A 20025-nucleotide genomic window follows, 5' to 3' on the forward strand; every position below is an offset into this window, starting at 1 on the left:
CTGCGAGTGTCGACGGTTTGCGCCAATTTGCGCCCACAAAAAAGCCCCGCACTAGGCGGGGCTTTTTAACAAGCGGGTTAGATCAGGTTATGCAACCTGAACTTCCTCAGCTTGCATGCCTTTCTGACCACGGGTGGCCACGAAAGTAACTGCTTGGCCTTCTTTCAGGCTCTTGAAGCCATCGCTCTGGATAGCTTTGAAGTGTACAAACAGGTCATCACCGGATTGCGGAGTGATAAAGCCGTAGCCTTTCTCATCGTTAAACCACTTGACGGTACCATTCTGACGATTCGACATGTTATGTCTCCTAACAATTTTGATAACAGCCCTGGAAAAGCCCAGGCCGGGACTGAGTGCAACGAGTACTAGGAGTCGGACGATGTTTGGATCGAAATCTAGGCATCAAGTAGCGATTCGCGGTGACACATGCAGCACAGTGGCGCTACTGTACGCGGTTTTAACGATAAGCGCGAACGCTCTGTGCGCCTTTCTGTTATTCGGCGATGGTTGAAGTATGGCCATAACTTATGGGCTGGCATGGGTCGACAGCCTTTGAACCCTGTCGCCGGCCCCGGTAAGATGCGTTCACTTCTTCATCACCCGCTTATTCAGGACACTCGCCATGAGCATCAAATCGGATAAATGGATTCGCCGCATGGCTCAAGAGCACGGCATGATCGAACCCTTCGTTGAGCGCCAGGTACGCGCAGAAGGCAGTCAGCCGCTGATCTCCTTCGGTGTTTCCAGCTATGGCTACGATGTGCGCTGTGCCGATGAATTCAAGGTGTTCACCAACATCAATTCGGCTACCGTTGATCCGAAGAACTTCGACGAAAAGAGCTTTGTCGACGTCAAAAGCGACGTGTGCATCATTCCGCCGAACTCCTTCGCCCTGGCGCGCACCGTTGAATACTTCCGTATCCCGCGCAATGTGCTGACCATCTGCCTGGGCAAGAGCACTTATGCGCGTTGCGGCATCATCGTCAACGTCACCCCGCTGGAGCCAGAATGGGAAGGCCATGTGACGCTGGAGTTTTCCAACACCACCACCTTGCCGGCGAAGATCTATGCCCATGAAGGTGTGGCGCAGATGCTCTTTCTCGAATCTGATGAGGAGTGTGAAGTGTCTTACAAGGATCGCGGCGGCAAATACCAGGGGCAACGTGGTGTGACCTTGCCGAAAGCCTGATCGATTTTCTGGATTAAAAAAGCCGGGTTCCACATTGTGTGGAACCCGGCTTTTTCTTGCCCGTGATTTCGTAATCAGGGTGCCAGCGGCAGTTCGCGCTTGTGCCGACTGTTGTCGTAGGTGCGGGTGATGATCGCATACGCCTCGTCGCGAACCGGCTGGCCATGCAGGAAGGCGTCGATCTCGGCGTAACTGACGCCATGTGCTTCTTCGTCCGGTTTACCGGGACGCAGTTCTTCCAGGTCGGCGGTGGGTACCTTGAATACCAGGTTTTCCGGTGCGCCAAGTTGCTTGGCAATAGCACGCACCTGCCCTTTGACCAGGCCGCTGAGCGGGGCCAGGTCGCAAGCGCCATCACCGAATTTGGTAAAAAAGCCCATCACCGCCTCGGCAGCGTGATCGGTGCCGATCACCAGGCCATTATTGGCATTGGCGATGGCGAACTGGGCGACCATGCGCACGCGGGCCTTGATGTTGCCGACGACAAAGTCGCGGCGTGCTGCGGTGAGTTGCTGCAGGTGAGTGACCTGTTCGCCGAGTCCCGTCACGCTGCCTTCGATGTTTACCGTGTCTTCTTCGTCCGCGCCGATAAATTGCAGTGATGCCTGGGCATCGTGCTCGTCGTGCTGGGTGCCGTGAGGCAGGCGCACGGCAATGAAACGGTACGCAGCATCGTTGGTCTGGTTGCGCAGTTCTTCCACGCTTAGCTGCGCCAGACGCCCGGCGGTCAGTGAGTCGACCCCGCCGCTGATACCCAGCACCAGTACTTTTAGGCCGGCGTTACGCAGGCAATCCTTGATAAAGGTTTTGCGTCGCTCGATCTCAGCCAGCAGGGCGGCTTCGTCGGCGAAGGGGGGCACCACGTTCAGGGCAGTGGCGATTTCGGCTTGGCGGCTGCTCATGCTGGTTCCTTGGGGCAAGTCGGTACGCGGATGATGGTGGGCGGCAAGCGACGGCCTGCTCGTGGTGGCATGGCTTTCCATCGTGATGGTTTGCCACAAACGCTAAAGGATCATAAGCCAACTATGCCCTCGCGTTAATCTGCAAAGTTGTGTTCTGGGCTGAAATTCAAGCGAACAGCAGGCGCTTAGGCCCCGCGGAGTGCTGCTGCAGTGCCGAGCACATCAGCGATGTCGGTTGTTCCGTAGTTCCACCTTCAGTGCGGCTGGTCGGCGTTGGATTGCCCCGGATTTAATCCAGGCTACAAAAAACGGCGCATTTGGCTTAACTGAACAGTGCTGCGGTCTGGCGGAGCAGTGGCGCTGAAACATCTGGAAAGGCTGTGCTGCGAGGTACGGCCTGTACCGGTCGAGTTGCTTTGGTAGGGTGTGTCTGACGCAGAAGCGTGTCGCCTATTCAAGAGGCGTTCGAGTGTTTTAGTACTGGAGGAATCAGTTATGACGACCTGGAAGATTACATACAGCAAAGATGAGCGGACCGAGGTGTTCGAGCTGCAATCCAGCCGCAAGCCAGACATGGAGAAGGCGGTTCTGCAGTTGCTCAAAATGGCCGAAAAGGTTTACGAGTGCGAAGAGCCAAAAGATTTACCCAATGAAATCCAGACCCCGGCGGTGCGCCTGGATGAGTGTTATGGCATCACCATCACCGGGATCACCCGCGTCTGACCCTTGTCAGTTGCTGGGCCGCGAGCGCGGAGGTAAATCATGCGCAAAAGAAAGGGCGCCAGAAGGCGCCCTAAAGTGATGACCTATGGAGTAAGTCTGTTTCTTCAGAGCTGAGGCCTGGCACATTGGTTCAATCGCCGCCGACCAGTGGTGGCTATTTTCCGGGTGTCAGGATCAGGCGCTTGCTGCCATAGACCTTTTCGAGATTCTGGGGCTGAAACGGGAAACTCATGTACTGGCCCTTGAGCCAGGCATCAATGCCGTCGGCGTAATGCTTGCTCGCCGGGTTGCCGGATTGGCCGGAGCTGTTGAGGCCGATCAACGGCTCTTCGCGGCCGAAGTCGACGACGATGCGCATGGCCGGGATCAGCCAGGTGTCGAAGTCCTGCCCCCAGTTGTAGGCCGATACATTGAGTGTGCTGTGGTCGCCTCCGGCGGGGTAGGGGCCGCGGTCCAGGTAGCCCTTCAGTGAGTTGACCGCAGTGCGCTGGCTGGTGCTCATGTAAGGCGCCAGTTTGCTGGTCTCGCTGACCCAGTCGTAGCGGTGCAGCTTGCCCCACTGCCAGGCGCTGCGCTCGCTGCCGAGCTTGGCTTCGGCGAAGGTCACCGCGGCGGCCAGGCTGCGAGCGAGAATGGCAGGTTTGTCTTCTTGCTGGGCGCTGCCGATATCGTTCCAGAACGGGCTGTCGTCACGGCCTAGCAGGTGGTCGGCCTGGGCCGAATAGGATTTGTTAGCAGTCTCTACCAGAGCCAGCCATGCGGGGCTGGTTTCGGGGCCCAGTTCATCGAGGAAAATCTGCCGCGCGCTTTCGTGCAGGAAGGCGCCATAGAGTGCGGCATCTGACGAGCTCGCCTGGAGGTTGCCGTCGAATGCCATTAGTCGGCTGTAGGCTTCGCGCGCTTTGCTGCGTTCTAGCGCTGGCAGGGCCTCGATGGCTTTTTGCAGCGGCTCGGCCATGCCCGGTGCCTCGAACATGCTTTGCAGTTTGCCGACAAAGGGTGTGGTCTGATCGTACTGCATGGCAATCATGCTGCGAGTGTCGTGCTTGCCGTTGCCAGCCAGCTGCGCCAGGCGCTCGTAGCGCTCAGGGTAATACCAGGAGTTGGACAGCTGCATGCCGTAGCCGCGCGGCACGGTGCGGTGGTTGGCGGTGCCCAGCCAGCCCTGCGGTGGATCCTGATCGTAGGGATGCAGCATCGGATCGGCGAAACCATCCCAGTCGTAACGGCTGTCCCAGCCAGGTGAAGGTATCAGGCCAAGGCCTTCGCGCCGATTGGGAAAGCGTCCGGTAACCTGCCAGCCAATATGCTGGGCGTCGGCGAAGACGATATTCAATGGCATGGCGCGCACTTCGCGGGTGGCCTCAAAGGCTTGCTCGACTGACTGCGCGCGGGACAGGTCGAACAGTGCGTCTAGGGATTGATCCGCCTCGAACTGCGTGGTTTGCAAGGCCAGTCCGTAGCCACTGTTCAATTGCAGGGGCTGTAACGGATGTTTGCGCTCGCCCAATACCGAGTTGAGCAGCGGGCCGTGACGGGTCTCGAAGATGGTTTCGCGGATCGGCCGCTGACCCTTGATAAAGAAGGTTTCCTGGCGCTCCCGAGTAGCCAGCCATTTGCCGTCGGCCTGGTAGTAGAGCCGATCGCCTTCGCGCTTGATCTTCTCCAGGAACAGGTCCTGGTTGTCACCCATGACCATGGTCATGCCCCAGCCGAGTTTGCCGTTGAACCCGGCAACGATAGCGGGTACGCCGGCAATCGACACGCCGGCGGCCTGGAATTTCGGCGAGCGGATCTGCACGAAGTTCCACGCCGATGGCATCGACAATGGCAGGTGGGTATCGTTGGCCAGCAGACTCTTGCCGCTGCGGCTGTTCTGTGGGGCTATGGCCCAGTTGTTGGACGCGGCGACGCCAAGCATGTGGGTGCTGGCGAGCTGGCTGGCCGCATTGTTGACAGCGGCCAGGCCTGGAATCTGTCCGCTGAGGTTCAGACCCTTGAGTTTTGCGGCCTCATCGAATGGCAGCGGTTCGTCCGGGTAGGTGGGCAGCAACCAGGCGAGTTGCTCGCTGCCGACTTGCTGCGTGAGCACCAGGGCGGCGATTTCTTCCTGCAGGTTGACCGATAGGCCGAAGTTCAGCAGGCAGAACACCAGTACCGAGTCTTCGGCTTTCCAGTAGGGCGGGCGATAGCCGGATTGCGCCAGGTCCATCGGCAGCTTGTCGCGATAGCGGAACAGGTAGGCGTTGACGCCGCGGGCGTATACCTCGAAAAACTTTTTCAGGCGTGGCGAGGCGTTGGCATACAGCACTTCGGCACTTTTCTTCAAGTTGACCGCGCGCATCAGGCGATCAATTTCCAGTACCCCGGGGCCAGCCATCTCTGCTAATCGACCTTCGGCCATCAGGCGTAGCCCGACCATCTGACTGAGGCGGTCGCTGGCATGCACATAGCCCAAGGCGAATAGTGCGTCGTGGAACGTATTGGTCTCGATCAGCGGCATGCCCAAGGCATTGCGTCGAATCACCACGTTTTGTGCCAGGCCCTGCACGCGCACGGTGCCTTGATCCGGGTGCAGGCTATCGCTGTACCGGCTGTCGAGAAATGACTGGCAGCCGCTTAACGCCAAGCCGGCAGTGAGGCCGGCGGCAAGGCCCAGGTGGGCTAGGGGGCGGAATGCGCGCGTTAGCATACAGCTAGCTCCTTACAGACGCGGGGCTGGAAAATCGGTGGGTAAACGTACTATTTCACTAGGCTCAGGAAGGTTGTTTCAGGCCTTCTTCGAGCAGCCAGCGTGCAGCTGTGCGAGCGGCAGACTTGTGCTGCAGTTCCAGTTCATTGAAATGCTTTTCATGCTGGCGCCGCTCGGCCTGTTCCAGAGCTTTCCAGTGGGCGTGGGTAGGTACCTGGGCGGTGGCTTCGAACAAGAGGTGAAATACCTGGCAGCGGGAATCCTGGCTGAGCAGGGTGTCGTAATTATCCAGTAGCACCTTGATCCTGATCGCGCCCTCGATCAGTGGCAACTGGCCTTCGAGCAGGCTGCCGGCGAGCATTTGCAAATCACCGGCCAGGCGCTCACTCCGCAGTAGTTCAGCCTGCGCCAGGTTGCGCCGTTGCGCCCAGACGCGGCGCCACAGGAGCAGGGCGTACAGTGCAAGGGCCGTCACCACCAGGGCGCTGGCGAGTAGAAGCAGAAGATTAAACGTAGTCACAGGCACATCAAACGCCGTGACATTTTTTGAATTTCTTCTGGCTGCCGCATGGGCAAGGGTCGTTGCGACCAATGTCCTTCAGCGTGTTGCGCACCGGCTCTTGGTGAGCGTGGTTGCAGTCCGGGCCATGCACGTGGTCGTGATCATGCTCGGTGTGGTGGCCGTCGGAGCCGTTTGCGTGGGCGTGCTGGTTCATATGTATTTACTCAGGAATGAAATCGCCGGGGATTATCTCGCCATTACGCGACATGTGCACGCTACGGCCGAACAACAAACCAGTTTTTACCTGGCCTTCAAGGCGATAGCGGATAGGTTCTTCAGGCCGTTCCAGTAATTTGACGATTTGCCGTAGGTGTCGCCAAAGGTTGGTGCGCACGGGCACATCAAACACGTGATGGCCATAGGCTGGAACCGTGAACCAGGTGTCGGATTGGCCTTCTGCCAGCTTAACCTCATTAAGGTGTACGCGGTAATCCAGGCCGCGAACCGGCAGGCTCATGCTGTTGGGGTTGTCGATGCGAAAACGCAGGACGAACTGCTGCTCCAATAACTTGGCCCTGACGACTTCCACTTTGACCAGGCGGACATCGGGATCCTTGAATCCCCCGCTGGTCCATGTGGAACATCCGCCGAGCCCGCAAAGCAGGCCGAAAAAAATCAGTAGGCTGAGAGTTTTTATAGTTAGCGCCTGGGAAAACATTTCATACTCCAAAGGACGCGTCAGTGTAACAAGCACGTGCTTGGCTGCAACGTGTTGTGAGGGTAAAAAAACCTGCGCCATACTGAACGCTTAATAGGACAGGAGTGTGACCATGCCTCGTTACGAGATCGCCTTTGCCGGCCAGTTGGCGCCAGGGGCGCAGCTGGACGCAGTCAAAGCCAATCTGGCCAAGTTGTTTCAGGCTGATGCCACGCGGATTGCCTTGCTGTTCTCCGGGCGGCGAATGGTGATCAAGAACAACCTGGATGAAGCCGGGGCGGAAAAATATCGCAGCATCCTGTTGCGCGCCGGTGCTCTGGTCGAGGTGCGGAGCATCGTGGATGATATCGAGGAAATCGAACTGGCGCCGCCGCCTGCGGCCGAGCCCGAGTCTGATTTTGTGTCTGCGGCGAGTACGCCCGCGATGGGTGGCCGGCGGCTCAAGGTGCTGCCTCGGGATGAATACATGGCGGCGTTTTCTGACGTTGATGCACCGGACTTTGCCATTGCGCCACTAGGCGACGACCTGCAGGATGAACAGCCCGTAGCGCAAGCGCCGCCGCTCGATCTGTCGCAATTCAGTCTGGCACCTGCCGGCAGCGACATGGGTGAGATCAAGGCCGTGCCAGCTGCGCCGCCGCCGGATATATCCCATCTGAAATTACAGGAATAGCTCGGGTCTGGAGATTGTCCTTCTCGCGGCGGCAGTCGCGCAGACTGTTAGCTGTCGGTGGGTGAGCAGCTTTTTGTAGCCTGGATGAAATCCGCGGGAAAGCTGGTGGATTCTCCTCGCCCTGCGCACCCTGCGTGCAGCAAGCGAGGGCGCCGCGCAAAGGGATTTGGTGTTCGTCGTTTCAGACAAAGCCCGCGCAGCATTTCTTGAATTTCTGCCCGCTGGCACACGGGCATGGGTCATTGCGCCCGACCTGCAGCGCGACCGTAGGGTCGATGAAGAACCAATGGCCTTGGTGCTGGACGAAGGCGGAGCGTTCACGGTGAGCATGTTCGCCACCGTCATCATGCCAGCGGGCGGTAAAGGTCACGAACGCATGTTCCGGCTGGCCGCCGAACACTTCACTGCTTTCGACTTCCAGGCCAAGCCAGGTGCTCTGCAGGCTCCAGGCGCTGATGGCGGCGCGATCCAGACCTGTTTGTTGTGCCGCCAGGGTGGTCGCCAGCAAATAGTCGACCAGCCCCAGTACATAGGCGCTGTAGCGCGAACGCATCAGCCCCTCGGCGCTCGGTGCTGGCAGCCCGGCATGGTAGCGACCGCAGCACTCGTCGAGTGAGCTGCCACTGCCGCAAGGGCAGCTTGGCAGAGGATCGCCATTGGCTGTCGTCATGTGGCCTACCACCAGTATTTGCCGAAGTTTTCCGGGTTGGCCCAAAACTTGGCATTCAGCCAGTCGGGGACCTGTTTGTAGTCGAGCAAGTCGTAGGTGAACAGGCTCAGGGTCTGTTCGCCGCGCTGAAAACGCTCACTGGCCTGCAGCGCCAAGGCAAAGAAGTCGGTGTCCTGCCAGGCGCAGGCCTGCAGGTCGACCAGTACGGCCATGCGGCTGGCATTAAGGTTGCGGATGCCGCCGAGAAGCTCCAGAGCGGTGCGCTTGGGCAGATGCTCAAGGCAGTCGATGACTAGCGCCAGGTCAAATCGTTGCGCTGCCAGCTCGGCTGGCAGGGCGCCGGCAGCCGCGTGTGCAACCTGACAGTCGGGGTGCGCGGCCTGAAAAGCAGCCAGCGCAGGCAGTGCATTGGCACCTATTAATAGCAGGCGGCTTGGTGCGTAACGCTCCAGTAAAGCGGCCAGCGCTTGCTGTGGCGTACGTGAAGAAGTGCTCTCGGTCATCGATAATCCTCGATCAATTGTGAAAAGACTACCGTGTCGCCGGGTGAAGGCCTAGAACCTAATATTGTTGTTGCGTATGTAAATCATGCCTGGCGGATTCTAAAACGGGAGTCTTTACTCCATACGTATCGGTTTTGGTCCGATTCTTACTGGAGACAAGCACATGAGCATCATAAGGAAAGCCGTACCCCTGATTTTAACGACCAGCTTCTTGACGGGTTGCGCTGGCCTGCAGAAAACCGATTGGCCGACGTGCGCGGCAATCGGTGGTGTGGGCGGTGCGGCACTGGGCGCGATTGAGAGTTCGACGTGGGCAGGTGGTGGTGCCTTGGTCGGTGCCGGTATGGCCGCAGCCTATTGCTGGGTGCATGGTGCCGCAGGCGAAGAGCTGGTGATGGTCGAGGAGGTTATGGTCGAAGAGACGCCCATGCCTGAGCCAGTCGCTGAAGCTGTGCGTGTCGAGCTGGATGTGAAGTTTGATTTCGACAAGGCTCAAGTCAAGGAAGGCAGTTTTGCCGATATCAAAAACCTTGCTGACTTCATGGCGCAGTACCCGCAAACCACTACCGTGGTGGAAGGGCATACCGACTCCATCGGTACCGACACTTACAATCAGGGGCTTTCCGAGCGTCGTGCCAACGCTGTTCGCGATGTGCTGGTCAACCAGTATGGTGTGAATAGTAGTCGCGTCAACTCGGTAGGCTATGGCGAAACCCGCCCGGTTGCTGACAACGCGACTGACGCCGGGCGCGCAATCAACCGTCGAGTCGAGGCTGAAGTCGAGGCGCGGCCTTAACTATAATCACGCGCTCTCGCTGGGGGCGCGCTTGTACTCTCCAGAGGGTGCGACTTAACTCCTGTATTACTGGCAACACGCCGGTAATACAGGAGATTCGCCATGAGAATCAGACTCTTTAGAGTTGCTTGCCCCCTTCTCGTGGCCAGCAGTGTTCTATCCGGTTGCGTCACGACTTCCAGTACGGGAGATGCGGCGCTCAACCAGGGGAACTGGCCCTTATGCAGTGCGATTGGAGGCTTGGCCGGGGGTGGCCTGGGCGCAATCGAAAGTTCAGCTTGGGCAGCAGGTGGTGCCGTGGCCGGCGCGGTCATAGGCGGTATTCTGTGCTATGCCCAAGACGGTGACTTGGATGGCGATGGCGTGTTCGATCGTCGCGACCGTTGCCCGGATACACCGCCCAATACTCAGGTGCGCCACAATGGCTGTCCATTCCCCGAGTATGCGAGCCCATCGCAAGTGATGGCGCCCGATGAGCCTGCAGTGCCGGTTCGAGTTGAGCTGGACGTGAAGTTCGACTTCGACAAGTCGGTAGTCAAGGCGGGCAGTCATGCCGACATCAAAAGCCTCGCTGACTTCATGAAGCAGTACCCGCAGACCAGCACAGCTGTCGAGGGGCATACCGACTCCGTTGGCTCCGAGGCCTATAACCAAGGTTTGTCCGAACGGCGCGCCAGTGCCGTGCGTGACGTGCTGGTCGAACAACATGGGGTTGAGACCAGCCGGGTGACGGCTGTCGGTTACGGTGAATTACGCCCGGTTGCCGATAACGCTACGGAGTCTGGGCGCGCTATCAATCGAAGGGTCGAGGCTGCGGTTGAAACGCTGCCGTAGGCTGCCTCATCTGATGCGGGCCGGTCGTTGATCGGCCAGGTATCTGGCGGGGCGGGAGGTCTCTGCAGTTTTTGCTAGCCTGGCGCAAAGCGGTTAAGGTGCGGCGGAGCAAAAAAACTGCAGGGGCGGACATGAGACTTTTGTTGGGGCTGGGCAAAGTACTGACTGCGTTATTTTGGGGCGTGGTGTTGGCCAATCTGCTTGAGCCATTCGCGCAGCCTTTCGCAATGCTGCTGACTCTCGCGGGCGCTGCGCTGGTCATGATCCATGTGCTGGAGTTGTTGGTGTTCAATGATCGCCTGAGCGGGCACACGCAGCCTGGTTTGGCGCGCGTGCAAATTCTGCTGTTTGGCATTTTCCACCTGCAGGCACTGACGGCCGGGCAGTCGGTGGGCGACGCTGCAGTGCCGTTGGAGGTTGAGCATGCGTAACGTGTTGCTCTTGGCTGCACTGGTCAGCCCGATGGCGCTGGCGCAGAACCTGATCGATGTGCAGTCGCATGCCTTGCTGCGCTTGCCGGCGACCAGCAGCGTGTTGCGGGTGGAGCGTTTGCACGTGGCAGATCATGGCACGCTGCTGATTCCTGCCGGGCTTACCGAGATGCATGTCGCCGACTTGCGCCTGGGCCGTGATGCGCGCATCGCTGTCGCGCCTGGCCAGCAGGCTTTTCGTCTGGAGGTGCTGAGCGGCGAGATCGCTGCCGGTGCACAGATCAGCGTGCGCGGCAGCCCAGGTTCGTTTGTGCAACCCGCATTGCCAGGGCGTTCACTTACCATACGCCTGGTCGATGTGTTGGCTCCGGCGTTACTGGTCGATGCCCGTGGCGGCATGGGGACGCCAGGTTATGTTGGTCTGGATGGCGCGGATGGCAAGCCGGGTGGCTGCACCTGGGGCCAGGCCAGTCGCGGTCATGATGGGCTAAACGGAGGTGATGGCCAGGCTGGAGCCGTAGGTGGTCAGGTTCGCCTGGAAGTCCCGGGGGACTTTCCACTGGAGCGCTTGCAAGTGCTCCTTGACGGCGGTGCTGGTGGTGCCGCTGGCAACGGAGGTGGTGCAGGGGCTGGTGGCGCGAGCAAGGGCTGCTGGCTGTACAGCACGCAGCATGCTCGCGGTGGACGCCCCGGCCAGGCTGGTCAGGCCGGCGTTGCGGGGCCGGCCGGCAATCTGGACATAGTGCGGTTTTAGATAAGCGGTTATAGGCTCAGGGGTGCTGTGCGCACCTGAGCCTCGCTCAAAAGCCCGGGCGGGCTGCAGCGATGCTGGTCACTACCAGGCCCAGAATCAGGTTGAGGCCCACCAAGCGGCGAATACGTCCGAGTACTGCACCGCCGTTCGGCCAGTCTTCGCCCGCCACTGCGCGACGTAGTTCAGGCAGCTGCAGCGCCTGCACGCGGATAAACAGCGCAAGCATGACTAAATACAGACCAATCATGATGTGTACGTAACGTGGCGCCGTCTCGAAGCCGGAAAAACCCAGGTGGAGCATGCCCACGCCGGTAATCGGCAGCACTATCACGGCCGCCCAGACCCAGTAGAAGAAACGCTGAAAGACCTCGAGCCACAGTTTCAAGCGAGCAGGTGCCTCGAGGGTGCTGACCGCAGCGGGGCGCAGGATCATCCAGGCGAAGAACATACCGCCAACCCAGATCAGTGCGGCGAGCAGATGCAGTGCGTAGGTCACAGCGTAAGGTGTCATGTAAAACTCCGGTCCGGGTTCTGCGCATTATCGATTAGCGCGCTATGATAGCGGTCGTTGCCAGACACTGAAAATTTATCCAGCCTTTTCGCCCGTAGACCACGTCCAGATCCCATGCTCAGTACCGAACTCAAGTCCCAGATTCAGGGCGCGTACACGCGTTTCCTCGAAGCCAAATCGCTCAAGCCCCGCTATGGCCAACGGCTGATGATCGCCGATATCGCCAAGGTGCTGGGGGCGATCAAGGTCGACGGGGAAGGTCGGCGCGACGGTGAACCTGCCGTGGTAGCGGTCGAGGCTGGTACCGGAACCGGAAAAACGGTGGCCTACTGCATGGCGGCGATCCCGGTCGCCAAAGCGGCTGGCAAGCGCCTGGTCATTGCCACTGCGACAGTGGCGCTGCAGGAGCAGATCGTACACAAGGATCTGCCTGATCTGATGCGCAACAGTGGTCTCAGTTTCAGCTTCGCCCTGGCCAAGGGGCGAGGGCGCTACCTGTGTCTGTCCAAGCTCGACATGCTGTTGCAGGAGGGTCATGCGCAAAGCGCCACTGCGCAGTTGTTCGAGGATGAAGGCTTCAGGATCGACGTCGACGAGCAGAGTCAGAAGCTGTTCGTCGCCATGATGGAAAAACTCGCCGGTAACAAATGGGATGGCGATCGCGACAGCTGGCCCGAAGAGCTGGAGGACACGCGCTGGTCGCAATTGACCACCGACCACAGCCAGTGCACCAGCAGGCATTGCCCGAACTTTCAGCAGTGCGCCTTCTACAAGGCCCGCGAGGGCATGAGTAAGGTCGATGTGATTGTCACCAACCACGACATGGTGCTGGCTGACCTGGCGCTTGGCGGCGGCGCGGTGTTGCCTGACCCGCGCGAAACGCTCTACGTGTTTGACGAGGGGCACCACCTGCCGGACAAGGCCATCGGTCACTTTGCCCACTTCACCCGCTTGCGTTCGACCGCCGATTGGCTGGAGCAGACCGCCAAGAACCTCAGCAAACTACTCGCCCAGCATCCACTGCCCGGTGATCTTGGGCGCTTGATCGAGCAGGTTCCAGAGCTGGCGCGGGAGATCAAGACCCAGCAGCAATTTATGTTCGCCGCGTGCGAGCAGGTGGCCGAATTCAAGCCCGGCGAAGACATGCAGGGTCGCGAACGACCGCGCCACCGCTTTGTCGGTGGTCTGGTACCGCCTCACCTGATCGAGCTAGGCGTGGAGTTGAAGAAGGGCTTCTCCAAGCTCAACGACTTGTTCACCGGGGTTACCGAAAAACTCAAGGAGGCCATGGATGGCGAGGCCACTATCGGCATTGCCAGTCACCAGGCCGAGGAGTGGTACCCGCTGTTTGGCAGCCTGCTGGCGCGTGCCCATGGCAGCTGGGAACTGTGGCTGGCCTTCACCACCGAAGATCCCGAAGACAGCCCGCCCATGGCGCGCTGGCTGACCTTGGCTGACAGCGGCGCGTTGTTCGATATCGAGGTCAATGCCAGCCCGATCCTTGCCGCCGAAACCTTGCGCCGCAACTTGTGGAACGTGGCCTACGGCGCCCTGGTGACCTCGGCCACCCTGACCGCGCTTGGCACCTTCGACCGCTATCGAATGCGTGCGGGCTTGCCCAAGGTGGCAGTTACCTCGGTGGTGCCGAGTCCTTTTCATCATGCCGATGCCGGTGTTTTACGGGTGCCGAACCTGAATGCCGATCCGCGCGATGCGGTGGCACATACGGCGGCGATCATCCGCGATCTGCCTGCTCTGGTGGAAGGCTCCCGCGGTACGCTGGTGTTGTTCTCCTCGCGCAAGCAGATGCAGGACGTGTTCGAGGGGTTGGAGCGCGATTGGCGTAAGCGGGTGTTTATCCAGGGCAACTTGTCCAAGCAGGAAACCCTCAACAAGCACAAGGCGCGAGTCGATAGCGGTGAAGACAGCGTGCTGTTCGGCTTGGCCAGTTTCGCCGAAGGCGTCGACCTGCCGGGCGCCTATTGTGAGCATGTGGTGATCGCCAAGATTCCCTTTGCGGTGCCGGATGATCCGGTGGAGGCGGCGTTGGCCGAGTGGATCGAGGCGCGTGGTGGTAACCCGTTTATGGAAATCGCCGTGCCCGACGCGTCGTTGCGCCTGGTTCAGGCCTGCGGGCGTTTGCTGCGTACCGAAGAAGACCGCGGCACCATCACCTTGCTCGATCGTCGGGTGGTCACCCAGCGTTACGGCAAGGCGATTCTTAATGCGCTGCCACCCTTTCGCCGCGAGATCGACTAGCGATCCGTTGAAGATCGCCAGCAAGCTGGCTCCTACCTGTTTGCAAAAACTCAGTCCTTATCCCGATCCTGCTGCAGGGCATCGCCCAGGCTACCGCACTGCGGCTTGATGCCTGCCCGGTAGGCGGCTCGTGACAGCACATGGGCGGCCAGCGGAGCACTGGCCAGCAGCACCAGCACACCCAGCAGGACTTCCAGGGCGACCTCGGCATTACTCGCCGCAGCGACGCCTGCCAATATCAGTGTCGCGCCCAACAGCCCGGTTTTGCTCGCCGCATGCATGCGGCTGTAACTGTCCGGCAGGCGCACTACGCCTATGGCCCCGAGCAGGGAAACCAGCGCACCGGCGAGTACTAGAAACGAGGCCAGCCAGGCCAAAAGTGGGGAGGTCATTTGGGCTCCTTGTCATGGGGCTTCGTCTGAGGGGCCTCGCGAAACAGAAAGGCAAAAGCCGCGGTGCCGAGGAAGGACACCAGAGCCAGCAATATGGCGACATCGACCAAGGCCGCCTGGGCGCTGAATAGTGCACTGAGGGCCATGGCGGCGACAGCTAGCAGGGTCAGGGCATCAATGGCCACCGCGCGATCCGGACGGCTTGGGCCACGCAGCAGGCGGTAGAGGATCAACAGGCCGCTTAGCCCTAGCAGCGTGGCAGCCAGGGGCAGCACCCAGAAGGCGCCCGCCAGTTCGACAGTCATGTGCGTTCTCCGCTTGCAGTGGGTGCAAGCCATTGCAGCAGGCGGCTTTCCAGGTCGCGGACCATGCTTTCCACCTCCATCTGCTGGCGCGCATCGAGGGCGTGGATAAACAGGGTGCCATCGGCTGCTCGATAGTCCAAGGCCAGGGTGCCAGGGGTCAGGGTCAGCAAGCAGCCAATCAGGGTCACCATGTTCGCGTCTTGGTTGCGCAGGCGCACGGCAACTATCGCCGGTTCGACTGCGACGCGTCGCGCCAGCACCAGCCTGGCCACTTGCAGGCTGGCGAGCAATACCTGGCCGATAAACCAGGGGATGAAGCGACTACCCAGCTCTACCCGGCGAGCGTACTGGCGCAGTCTGACGCTGGGCCATGCCAGTTTGCACAGCAGGTAGAGCAGGGCGAAGGCGCCCAGCGCGCCCCAGCCATGCAGATGCCCGGCGAGTGCGGCCAGGGTCAGGCTGAGCAACAGGTGCAGTAGGAGCATTCAGTTGCCTCCTGGCGGGGCAAAGCCTTGGAAATAAGCCTGAGGGTCGGCCAGTTGCGCGGCGGCGGCGCTGGCGTAGTCGATCACCGGGCCGGCCGCCAAGCCGATGGCGACGGTGAGCAAGGCCAGGGCGCTGATGCTCCACCAGGCCGAACGCAGGCCGATGGCGCTCTGCAGGCTGTCGTCGCCCTGCGGATGGGTCTTGAGAAAGGCCTCGTTCCAGATCTTGTTCATCGACAGCAGGGTAAACACCCCGGTCAGCAGGGCGATGCCGGCGGCCCACCAGGCGGCGCTGTCCAGGCTGGCCTTGACCAGCAGGAACTTGGCCCAGAACCCTGACAGTGGCGGAATGCCGGCGAGGGACAGCGCCGGAATGGCGAATAGCAGGGCCAGCCAGGGCCAGCGCGCATACAGGCCACCCATGGCAGCCAGGCGTTCGGAGCCGCAGATGCGTGCGGCCAGACCGCCGATGAAGAACAGGTTGGCCTTCACCACAATATGGTGGATCAGGTAGAACACCGCCCCGGTCAGGGCCAGCGGGGTGGCCAGGGCCAGGCCGAGAATCATATAACCGACCTGACTGACGATATGAAACGAGAGGATTCGCCGTATCTCGGTTTGCGCCGCCGCACCGAGCACGCCCACCAGCATGGTGGCGCAGGCGACCCACAACAGCACCTCGTGAACCAGTCCGTAGTCGGGCCAGATCAGGGTCACCAGGCGGATCAGCGCATACACCCCGACCTTGGTCAGCAGCCCGGCAAACATCGCCGACACCGCAGTGAAGGCCACGTGGTAGGTGGCCGGCAACCAGCCAAACACCGGGAACAGCGCCGCCTTGATCGAGAACGACAGGAGCATCAGCAGCAAGGCCGGGGTGGTGCCTGGCGGCGCTTCGCCGGACCTTACCAGCAATGCCAGTTGGCCCATGTTGAGGGTGCCGCTGGAGCCATAGATCATCCCCGCCGCCAGGAGAAACAGCAGGGTGGCGAACAGGTTGAGGATCACATAGGTCATGCAGCCGGACAGTCGGCGTTTGCCGCCGCCCAGGGCCATCAGGGCGAAAGAGGCAATCAACAGCACTTCGAACCAGACATACAGGTTGAAGATATCGGCGGTGATAAAGGCCCCGCCGATGCCAGTCAGCAGGCCATGCACGAACAGGTGGAAGTCGCCACTCAAGTGTTGGTCGCTGTCGCGGCTGATGCCATAGACCAGGGTGGCCAGGCCGATCAGCGCGCTGATCGCAATCATCGCCGCGGACAGGCGGTCGATCACCAGGCTGATGCCGTATGGGGCTTGCCAGTCGCCCATTTGCCCGCTCAACACGGTATCGCCGGCGGCTAGCCAGACCAAGCCCATGCCCAAGACCAAGAGCAGCGTCGAACCGCTCAGGCTGACCAGTTTGAGCAAGCGCGGGTGCCTGCGCAGCAGCAGGCACAGCACCAGGGTAAACAGTGGCAGCAATACCGGCCCGACCAGCAGTGCACTCATGAACGGGGCTCCGCATGTTCGCTGGCGATTTTCGCGTTCTCGTGTTCACTGGCAGGCCAGTCCGGCGCCGGCTGTTCGGTGACCGAGCTGATCGAGTCGGTCGAGTTATCACCATGCAGTTCGCGGGTGCGCTTGAGCAGCGCGAGGGCGAAGATAAACAGGCTGAAGCCGATCACGATGGCGGTTAGCACCAGGGCTTGCGGCAAGGGGTTGGCCAGTTCGGCGGTTGTGCCGTCTGCGCTAACGAATGCCGCTTGCCCACCAAAGCGCCCAGCGGTGATGACGCCAAGGTTGATCGCATTGCCCAGCACCGCCACCCCCAGCACCACGCGCTTGAGGTTACGGTCGAGGAGCATCCACAGGCCGAAGCCAGCCATACCGCCAGTGGTCAGCGCGGCTATCCATTCCATCAGCGTTGTGCTCCTGTCAGTTGTTTGAGCATATGCATTGCAGCACCGAATACCGTCAGAAAGACCCCCACATCGAATAGCAATGGGCTGCCCAGGGGGAGCCCCGCGGGGAACCACCACAGCCCACTCAAAAACGCTTTGCCGGCGAGCAAGCCGAGTACCCCGGCTCCTGCTGCACAGCCCAGTCCCAGGCCGATCAGGCTGCTCGAGCTGATGGCGTATCGGTGTGCGCTGTTGCCGAAGGTCAGCAGCAGTAGCGTCATGCCACAGGCGGCGACCAGTCCGCCGATAAAACCACCGCCAGGCAGATTGTGGCCGCGCCACAGCAGTAACAGCGCGACGGCTAGCAGCAGAACCGCCAGCGGACGCATGCCTTGCTGGAGCAACAGTGAGGCGAACTCGGGTTCTCCTGCGGGTTTCTTGGCGCGGTTGTCGCTGGCCAGCAAGGTGGCTGCTGCCAGGGCCGACAAGGCCACCACCAGTATCTCGCCGAGGGTGTCGAAGGCGCGGAAGTCCACCAGGATTACGTTCACTACGTTGCGCCCATGGCCGCCGCTCAGGCTGTTGTCCAGGTACCAGTCGGCGATGTTGCCCGGCAGTGGCAGGCTCACGGCGAGGATCAGTGCACCGGCCACGCTGATACCGAAGAGGATCGCTACCGCAGCATGCAGGCGACGTTTCCAGGGCCTGCGTGCGCCGCTGCTAGGTATGCTCGGCATGCGCCGGAACACCAGGGCCAGGAAGATCACGCTGAGGGTTTCTACCATCAATTGGGTCATGGCCACGTCCGGTGCATTGACCGCGACGAAGAACAGCGCCAGCCCCAGGCCGCAAGCCCCCAGTGCCGCCACTAGAGTCAGACGACCGGGCAGCAGGGCCGCGGCAGCTGCGCCAGCCAGGGCCAGCAGGCAGCCGGCCACGCCGAGCGGGGAGATCGGCGAGAAGCGGGCGTCGCTCAATACCTGGCTGGCTGGCACCAGGCTGAACAACAACAGGCCGCCGATGGTCACCCCCAGTAGCAGCAGATGCTGGCGCAGGGAACCGTGCTGGAAGCGTGCGGCAAGCATCCCGGCAAACAGGAAGATACGTTTGAGCAGGCGATCCCAGAGCAAATCGCCGCTGAAGTTCCAGGCGCTGTTGATCCGTTCGATCAGTGCCCGCAACGGGTCGCGCAACCAGTAGAAGAGGATGCCCAGGCCGATGGTCAGCAGGCTGGCCAGTAGCGCCGGGGTAATGCCGCCCCAAAGGTACAGGTTGACGTCAACCGTGCCGCGCGCCACGGCCTGCACGGCGGTATTCACCAGCCAGGTTTCCGGCCAGGCATTCCAGGCTCCGAGCAGGAAGCCGCCGATGGCCAGGAGCATGGGGCCGATCCACATAGCCAGGGACACCTCGTGAGGCGTTTTAGGGTAGTTGCCCTGGCGGCCGAGAAAGGTGTGGATAAACACCAGGCAGGCGGCGGCGAACAGCAGGGCATTGGTGAGGATCATCACCAGGGTCACCGCCCAGCCGATCGAGCCCATTTCAATCAGGCCGGTGTACTTGAACTCCTTGGCAATAAAGCCGAAGAACGGCGGCAGACCGGCGTTAGAAAAGGCCGCCAGAGCCACCGCCGCACCGGTCAGGGGCATAAACCGGATCAAGCCGCCCAGGCGCGACAGCTCGCGGGTGCCGGTGGCATGGTCAATGGCGCCGACCGCCATAAACAGTGCGCCCTTGTACAGTGAATGGGCCACCAGATAGAGCACGAAGGCCTGTAGGCCGTAGCTGGTGTTGGTGCCGATCAGCATCGTCAGCTGACCCAGTACGGTGACCGTGGTGTAGGCCAGCAGGCGTTTCAGGTCGGTCTGACGAAAGGCCAGGAAGGCGCCGAGTACCGCCGTGACCGCGCCGAAAGTGATCAGCAGGGTGCCCCAGCCGACAGAGCCGCCGAGCACCGGATTGAGGCGCGCCAGCAGGTAGATGCCGGCTTTGACCATGGTCGCGGAGTGCAGATAGGCGGACACCGGAGTCGGTGCGTTCATCGCATTGGGTAGCCAGATATGAAACGGCACCTGGGCCGATTTGGTAAAGCAGCCGAGCAGTACCAGCAGCATGATCGCCGGCAGCAGGGCGTGTTCTTCCACCTGGCTGGCATCGAGCTGGGAGAACTGCCAGGTCTCACTGACGCTGCCTAGCAGGATCAGCCCGGCGAGCAGGGCCAGGCCACCGCCACCGGTAATCAGCAAGGCCTGCAGGGCCGCGCGGCGCGATTCGCCCTTCTTGTGGTTGAAGCTGATCAGCAGGAAGGAGGTGATGCTGGTCAGCTCCCAGAACACAAACATGGCGATAAAGTCATCGGCCAGCACCAGGCCGAGCATTGCCAGCATGAATAGCAGCAGGTAGGCGTGAAAGCGCCCGAGCTGATGATGGTCGGCCAGGTAGGCGCCGGCATAGAGCACGATCAGTGCACCAATGCCGCTGATCAGCAGGGCGAACAGCAGCGACAGGCCATCCAGGCGCAGGCTCAGTTGAATGCCCAGGGCCGGCACCCAGTCGAGCGTCTCGAACAGGGCTTCGCCACCAGCAACCAGGGGGATCTGGCTGGCCAGCCAAGCGAAGGCCGCCAGTGGCGCGAGCATCAACACCCAACCGGCCCGCTGGGGCAGTTGGTGGGTCAGCCAGGGTGCCAGCAGGGCGGCCAGCGCAATGATGGCCAACAGATAAAGCACGGCAGTCTCCTGTTGCAGTTTTGGGTGGCGGCCTGTGTGCAGTGCCCGTAATGACACTCTCGGCAAGTGCC

Annotated in this window: 22 protein-coding genes and 1 pseudogene; 8 read left to right on the top strand and 15 right to left on the bottom strand. The window is 60.9% G+C overall.

Annotated features, from left to right (window positions below):
- Positions 1–87: 87 nt before the first annotated feature.
- A complete protein-coding gene (locus Q8K09_RS17825) occupies positions 88–297 on the bottom strand; it encodes a cold-shock protein (protein ID WP_079202733.1) in 210 nt (69 codons plus the stop codon).
- Positions 298–622: 325 nt separating this feature from the next.
- On the opposite strand from Q8K09_RS17825, the gene dcd reads away from it, so the two are divergent.
- Positions 623–1189 carry a dCTP deaminase gene (gene dcd, locus Q8K09_RS17830; protein ID WP_305256321.1) on the top strand — a complete coding sequence of 189 codons (567 nt, stop codon included), beginning with the start codon at positions 623–625 and terminating at the stop codon, positions 1187–1189.
- Between the two features lie 74 nt (positions 1190–1263).
- Here the strand turns inward: dcd and nadE are convergent, their stop codons facing one another.
- Positions 1264–2091: an ammonia-dependent NAD(+) synthetase gene (nadE, locus tag Q8K09_RS17835; protein ID WP_305256322.1), complete on the bottom strand. Its 828-nt coding sequence runs from the start codon at positions 2089–2091 to the stop codon at positions 1264–1266.
- Positions 2092–2586: 495 nt separating this feature from the next.
- Between nadE and Q8K09_RS17840 the strand changes: the two genes are divergently transcribed.
- Positions 2587–2814 carry a hypothetical protein gene (locus tag Q8K09_RS17840; protein WP_305256323.1) on the top strand — a complete coding sequence of 76 codons (228 nt, stop codon included), beginning with the start codon at positions 2587–2589 and terminating at the stop codon, positions 2812–2814.
- A gap of 154 nt (positions 2815–2968) precedes the next feature.
- Here the strand turns inward: Q8K09_RS17840 and Q8K09_RS17845 are convergent, their stop codons facing one another.
- The 4 genes from Q8K09_RS17845 to Q8K09_RS17860 all read right to left on the bottom strand — a co-directional run bounded on the left by Q8K09_RS17845 (position 2969) and on the right by Q8K09_RS17860 (position 6726).
- Positions 2969–5506, bottom strand: coding sequence for a penicillin acylase family protein (locus Q8K09_RS17845; protein ID WP_305256324.1), 2538 nt, complete (start codon positions 5504–5506; stop codon positions 2969–2971).
- A 64-nt stretch (positions 5507–5570) separates the two neighbouring features.
- The gene (locus Q8K09_RS17850; RefSeq protein WP_305256325.1) at positions 5571–6026 is read right to left on the bottom strand and encodes a DUF2489 domain-containing protein; all 456 of its coding nucleotides are present in this window, start codon (positions 6024–6026) and stop codon (positions 5571–5573) included.
- A gap of 7 nt (positions 6027–6033) precedes the next feature.
- On the bottom strand, positions 6034–6222 hold the full coding sequence (locus Q8K09_RS17855) for an SEC-C metal-binding domain-containing protein (protein WP_305256327.1): 189 nt from the start codon (positions 6220–6222) through the stop codon (positions 6034–6036).
- A gap of 6 nt (positions 6223–6228) precedes the next feature.
- Positions 6229–6726 carry an LEA type 2 family protein gene (locus tag Q8K09_RS17860; protein ID WP_305256328.1) on the bottom strand — a complete coding sequence of 166 codons (498 nt, stop codon included), beginning with the start codon at positions 6724–6726 and terminating at the stop codon, positions 6229–6231.
- Between the two features lie 112 nt (positions 6727–6838).
- Here Q8K09_RS17860 and Q8K09_RS17865 point away from each other — a divergent pair, with 112 nt between their 5' ends.
- Positions 6839–7399 (top strand): hypothetical protein, encoded by a 561-nt coding sequence (locus Q8K09_RS17865; RefSeq protein ID WP_305256329.1) that lies wholly within the window; start codon positions 6839–6841, stop codon positions 7397–7399.
- 181 nt (positions 7400–7580) lie between these two features.
- Here the strand turns inward: Q8K09_RS17865 and Q8K09_RS17870 are convergent, their stop codons facing one another.
- Together Q8K09_RS17870 and Q8K09_RS17875 are read right to left on the bottom strand one after the other, a co-directional pair.
- Positions 7581–8069 (bottom strand): YchJ family protein, encoded by a 489-nt coding sequence (locus Q8K09_RS17870; RefSeq protein ID WP_305256330.1) that lies wholly within the window; start codon positions 8067–8069, stop codon positions 7581–7583.
- A 5-nt stretch (positions 8070–8074) separates the two neighbouring features.
- Positions 8075–8572: a DUF6231 family protein gene (locus tag Q8K09_RS17875; protein WP_305256331.1), complete on the bottom strand. Its 498-nt coding sequence runs from the start codon at positions 8570–8572 to the stop codon at positions 8075–8077.
- 439 nt (positions 8573–9011) lie between these two features.
- Here Q8K09_RS17875 and Q8K09_RS17880 point away from each other — a divergent pair.
- The 4 genes and pseudogenes from Q8K09_RS17880 to Q8K09_RS17895 form a co-directional block, all read left to right on the top strand.
- Positions 9012–9368 (top strand): annotated as a pseudogene (locus Q8K09_RS17880) (OmpA family protein); the annotation flags it as partial.
- A gap of 102 nt (positions 9369–9470) precedes the next feature.
- Positions 9471–10202: an OmpA family protein gene (locus tag Q8K09_RS17885; protein ID WP_305256332.1), complete on the top strand. Its 732-nt coding sequence runs from the start codon at positions 9471–9473 to the stop codon at positions 10200–10202.
- Positions 10203–10333: 131 nt separating this feature from the next.
- Complete coding sequence (locus Q8K09_RS17890; RefSeq protein ID WP_305256333.1) at positions 10334–10633, top strand: DUF1145 domain-containing protein; 300 nt, start codon at positions 10334–10336, stop codon at positions 10631–10633.
- Positions 10626–11387, top strand: a complete 762-nt coding sequence (locus Q8K09_RS17895; RefSeq protein WP_305256334.1) for a collagen-like protein — start codon at positions 10626–10628, stop codon at positions 11385–11387. Before Q8K09_RS17890 ends, Q8K09_RS17895 begins: the two co-directional genes overlap by 8 nt.
- 46 nt (positions 11388–11433) lie before the next feature.
- Here Q8K09_RS17895 and Q8K09_RS17900 read toward each other — a convergent pair whose 3' ends face one another.
- On the bottom strand, positions 11434–11898 hold the full coding sequence (locus Q8K09_RS17900) for a CopD family protein (RefSeq protein ID WP_305256335.1): 465 nt from the start codon (positions 11896–11898) through the stop codon (positions 11434–11436).
- Between the two features lie 114 nt (positions 11899–12012).
- Here Q8K09_RS17900 and dinG point away from each other — a divergent pair, with 114 nt between their 5' ends.
- Entirely contained in the window at positions 12013–14157 is a 2145-nt protein-coding gene (dinG, locus tag Q8K09_RS17905) for an ATP-dependent DNA helicase DinG (RefSeq protein ID WP_305256336.1), read from the top strand.
- 50 nt (positions 14158–14207) lie between these two features.
- Here dinG and mnhG read toward each other — a convergent pair whose 3' ends face one another.
- From mnhG to mbhE, 6 genes are read right to left on the bottom strand one after another with little or no spacing between them, the layout of a single operon-like run.
- Entirely contained in the window at positions 14208–14549 is a 342-nt protein-coding gene (gene mnhG / locus Q8K09_RS17910; protein WP_305256337.1) for a monovalent cation/H(+) antiporter subunit G, read from the bottom strand.
- On the bottom strand, positions 14546–14854 hold the full coding sequence (locus Q8K09_RS17915; protein ID WP_305256338.1) for a monovalent cation/H+ antiporter complex subunit F: 309 nt from the start codon (positions 14852–14854) through the stop codon (positions 14546–14548). Before Q8K09_RS17915 ends, mnhG begins: the two co-directional genes overlap by 4 nt.
- The gene (locus tag Q8K09_RS17920) at positions 14851–15339 is read right to left on the bottom strand and encodes a Na+/H+ antiporter subunit E (protein WP_305256339.1); all 489 of its coding nucleotides are present in this window, start codon (positions 15337–15339) and stop codon (positions 14851–14853) included. The genes Q8K09_RS17915 and Q8K09_RS17920 overlap by 4 nt, the downstream gene beginning before the upstream one ends.
- Positions 15340–16833 (bottom strand): proton-conducting transporter membrane subunit, encoded by a 1494-nt coding sequence (locus Q8K09_RS17925; RefSeq protein ID WP_305256340.1) that lies wholly within the window; start codon positions 16831–16833, stop codon positions 15340–15342. It abuts the gene before it with no gap.
- Positions 16830–17243 (bottom strand): sodium:proton antiporter, encoded by a 414-nt coding sequence (locus tag Q8K09_RS17930; protein WP_305256341.1) that lies wholly within the window; start codon positions 17241–17243, stop codon positions 16830–16832. Before Q8K09_RS17930 ends, Q8K09_RS17925 begins: the two co-directional genes overlap by 4 nt.
- Positions 17243–19954, bottom strand: coding sequence for a hydrogen gas-evolving membrane-bound hydrogenase subunit E (mbhE, locus tag Q8K09_RS17935; protein ID WP_305256342.1), 2712 nt, complete (start codon positions 19952–19954; stop codon positions 17243–17245). The genes Q8K09_RS17930 and mbhE overlap by 1 nt, the downstream gene beginning before the upstream one ends.
- Positions 19955–20025: the final 71 nt, after the last annotated feature.

Source organism: Pseudomonas sp. (genome assembly GCF_030683065.1).
Lineage (GTDB): Bacteria > Pseudomonadota > Gammaproteobacteria > Pseudomonadales > Pseudomonadaceae > Aquipseudomonas.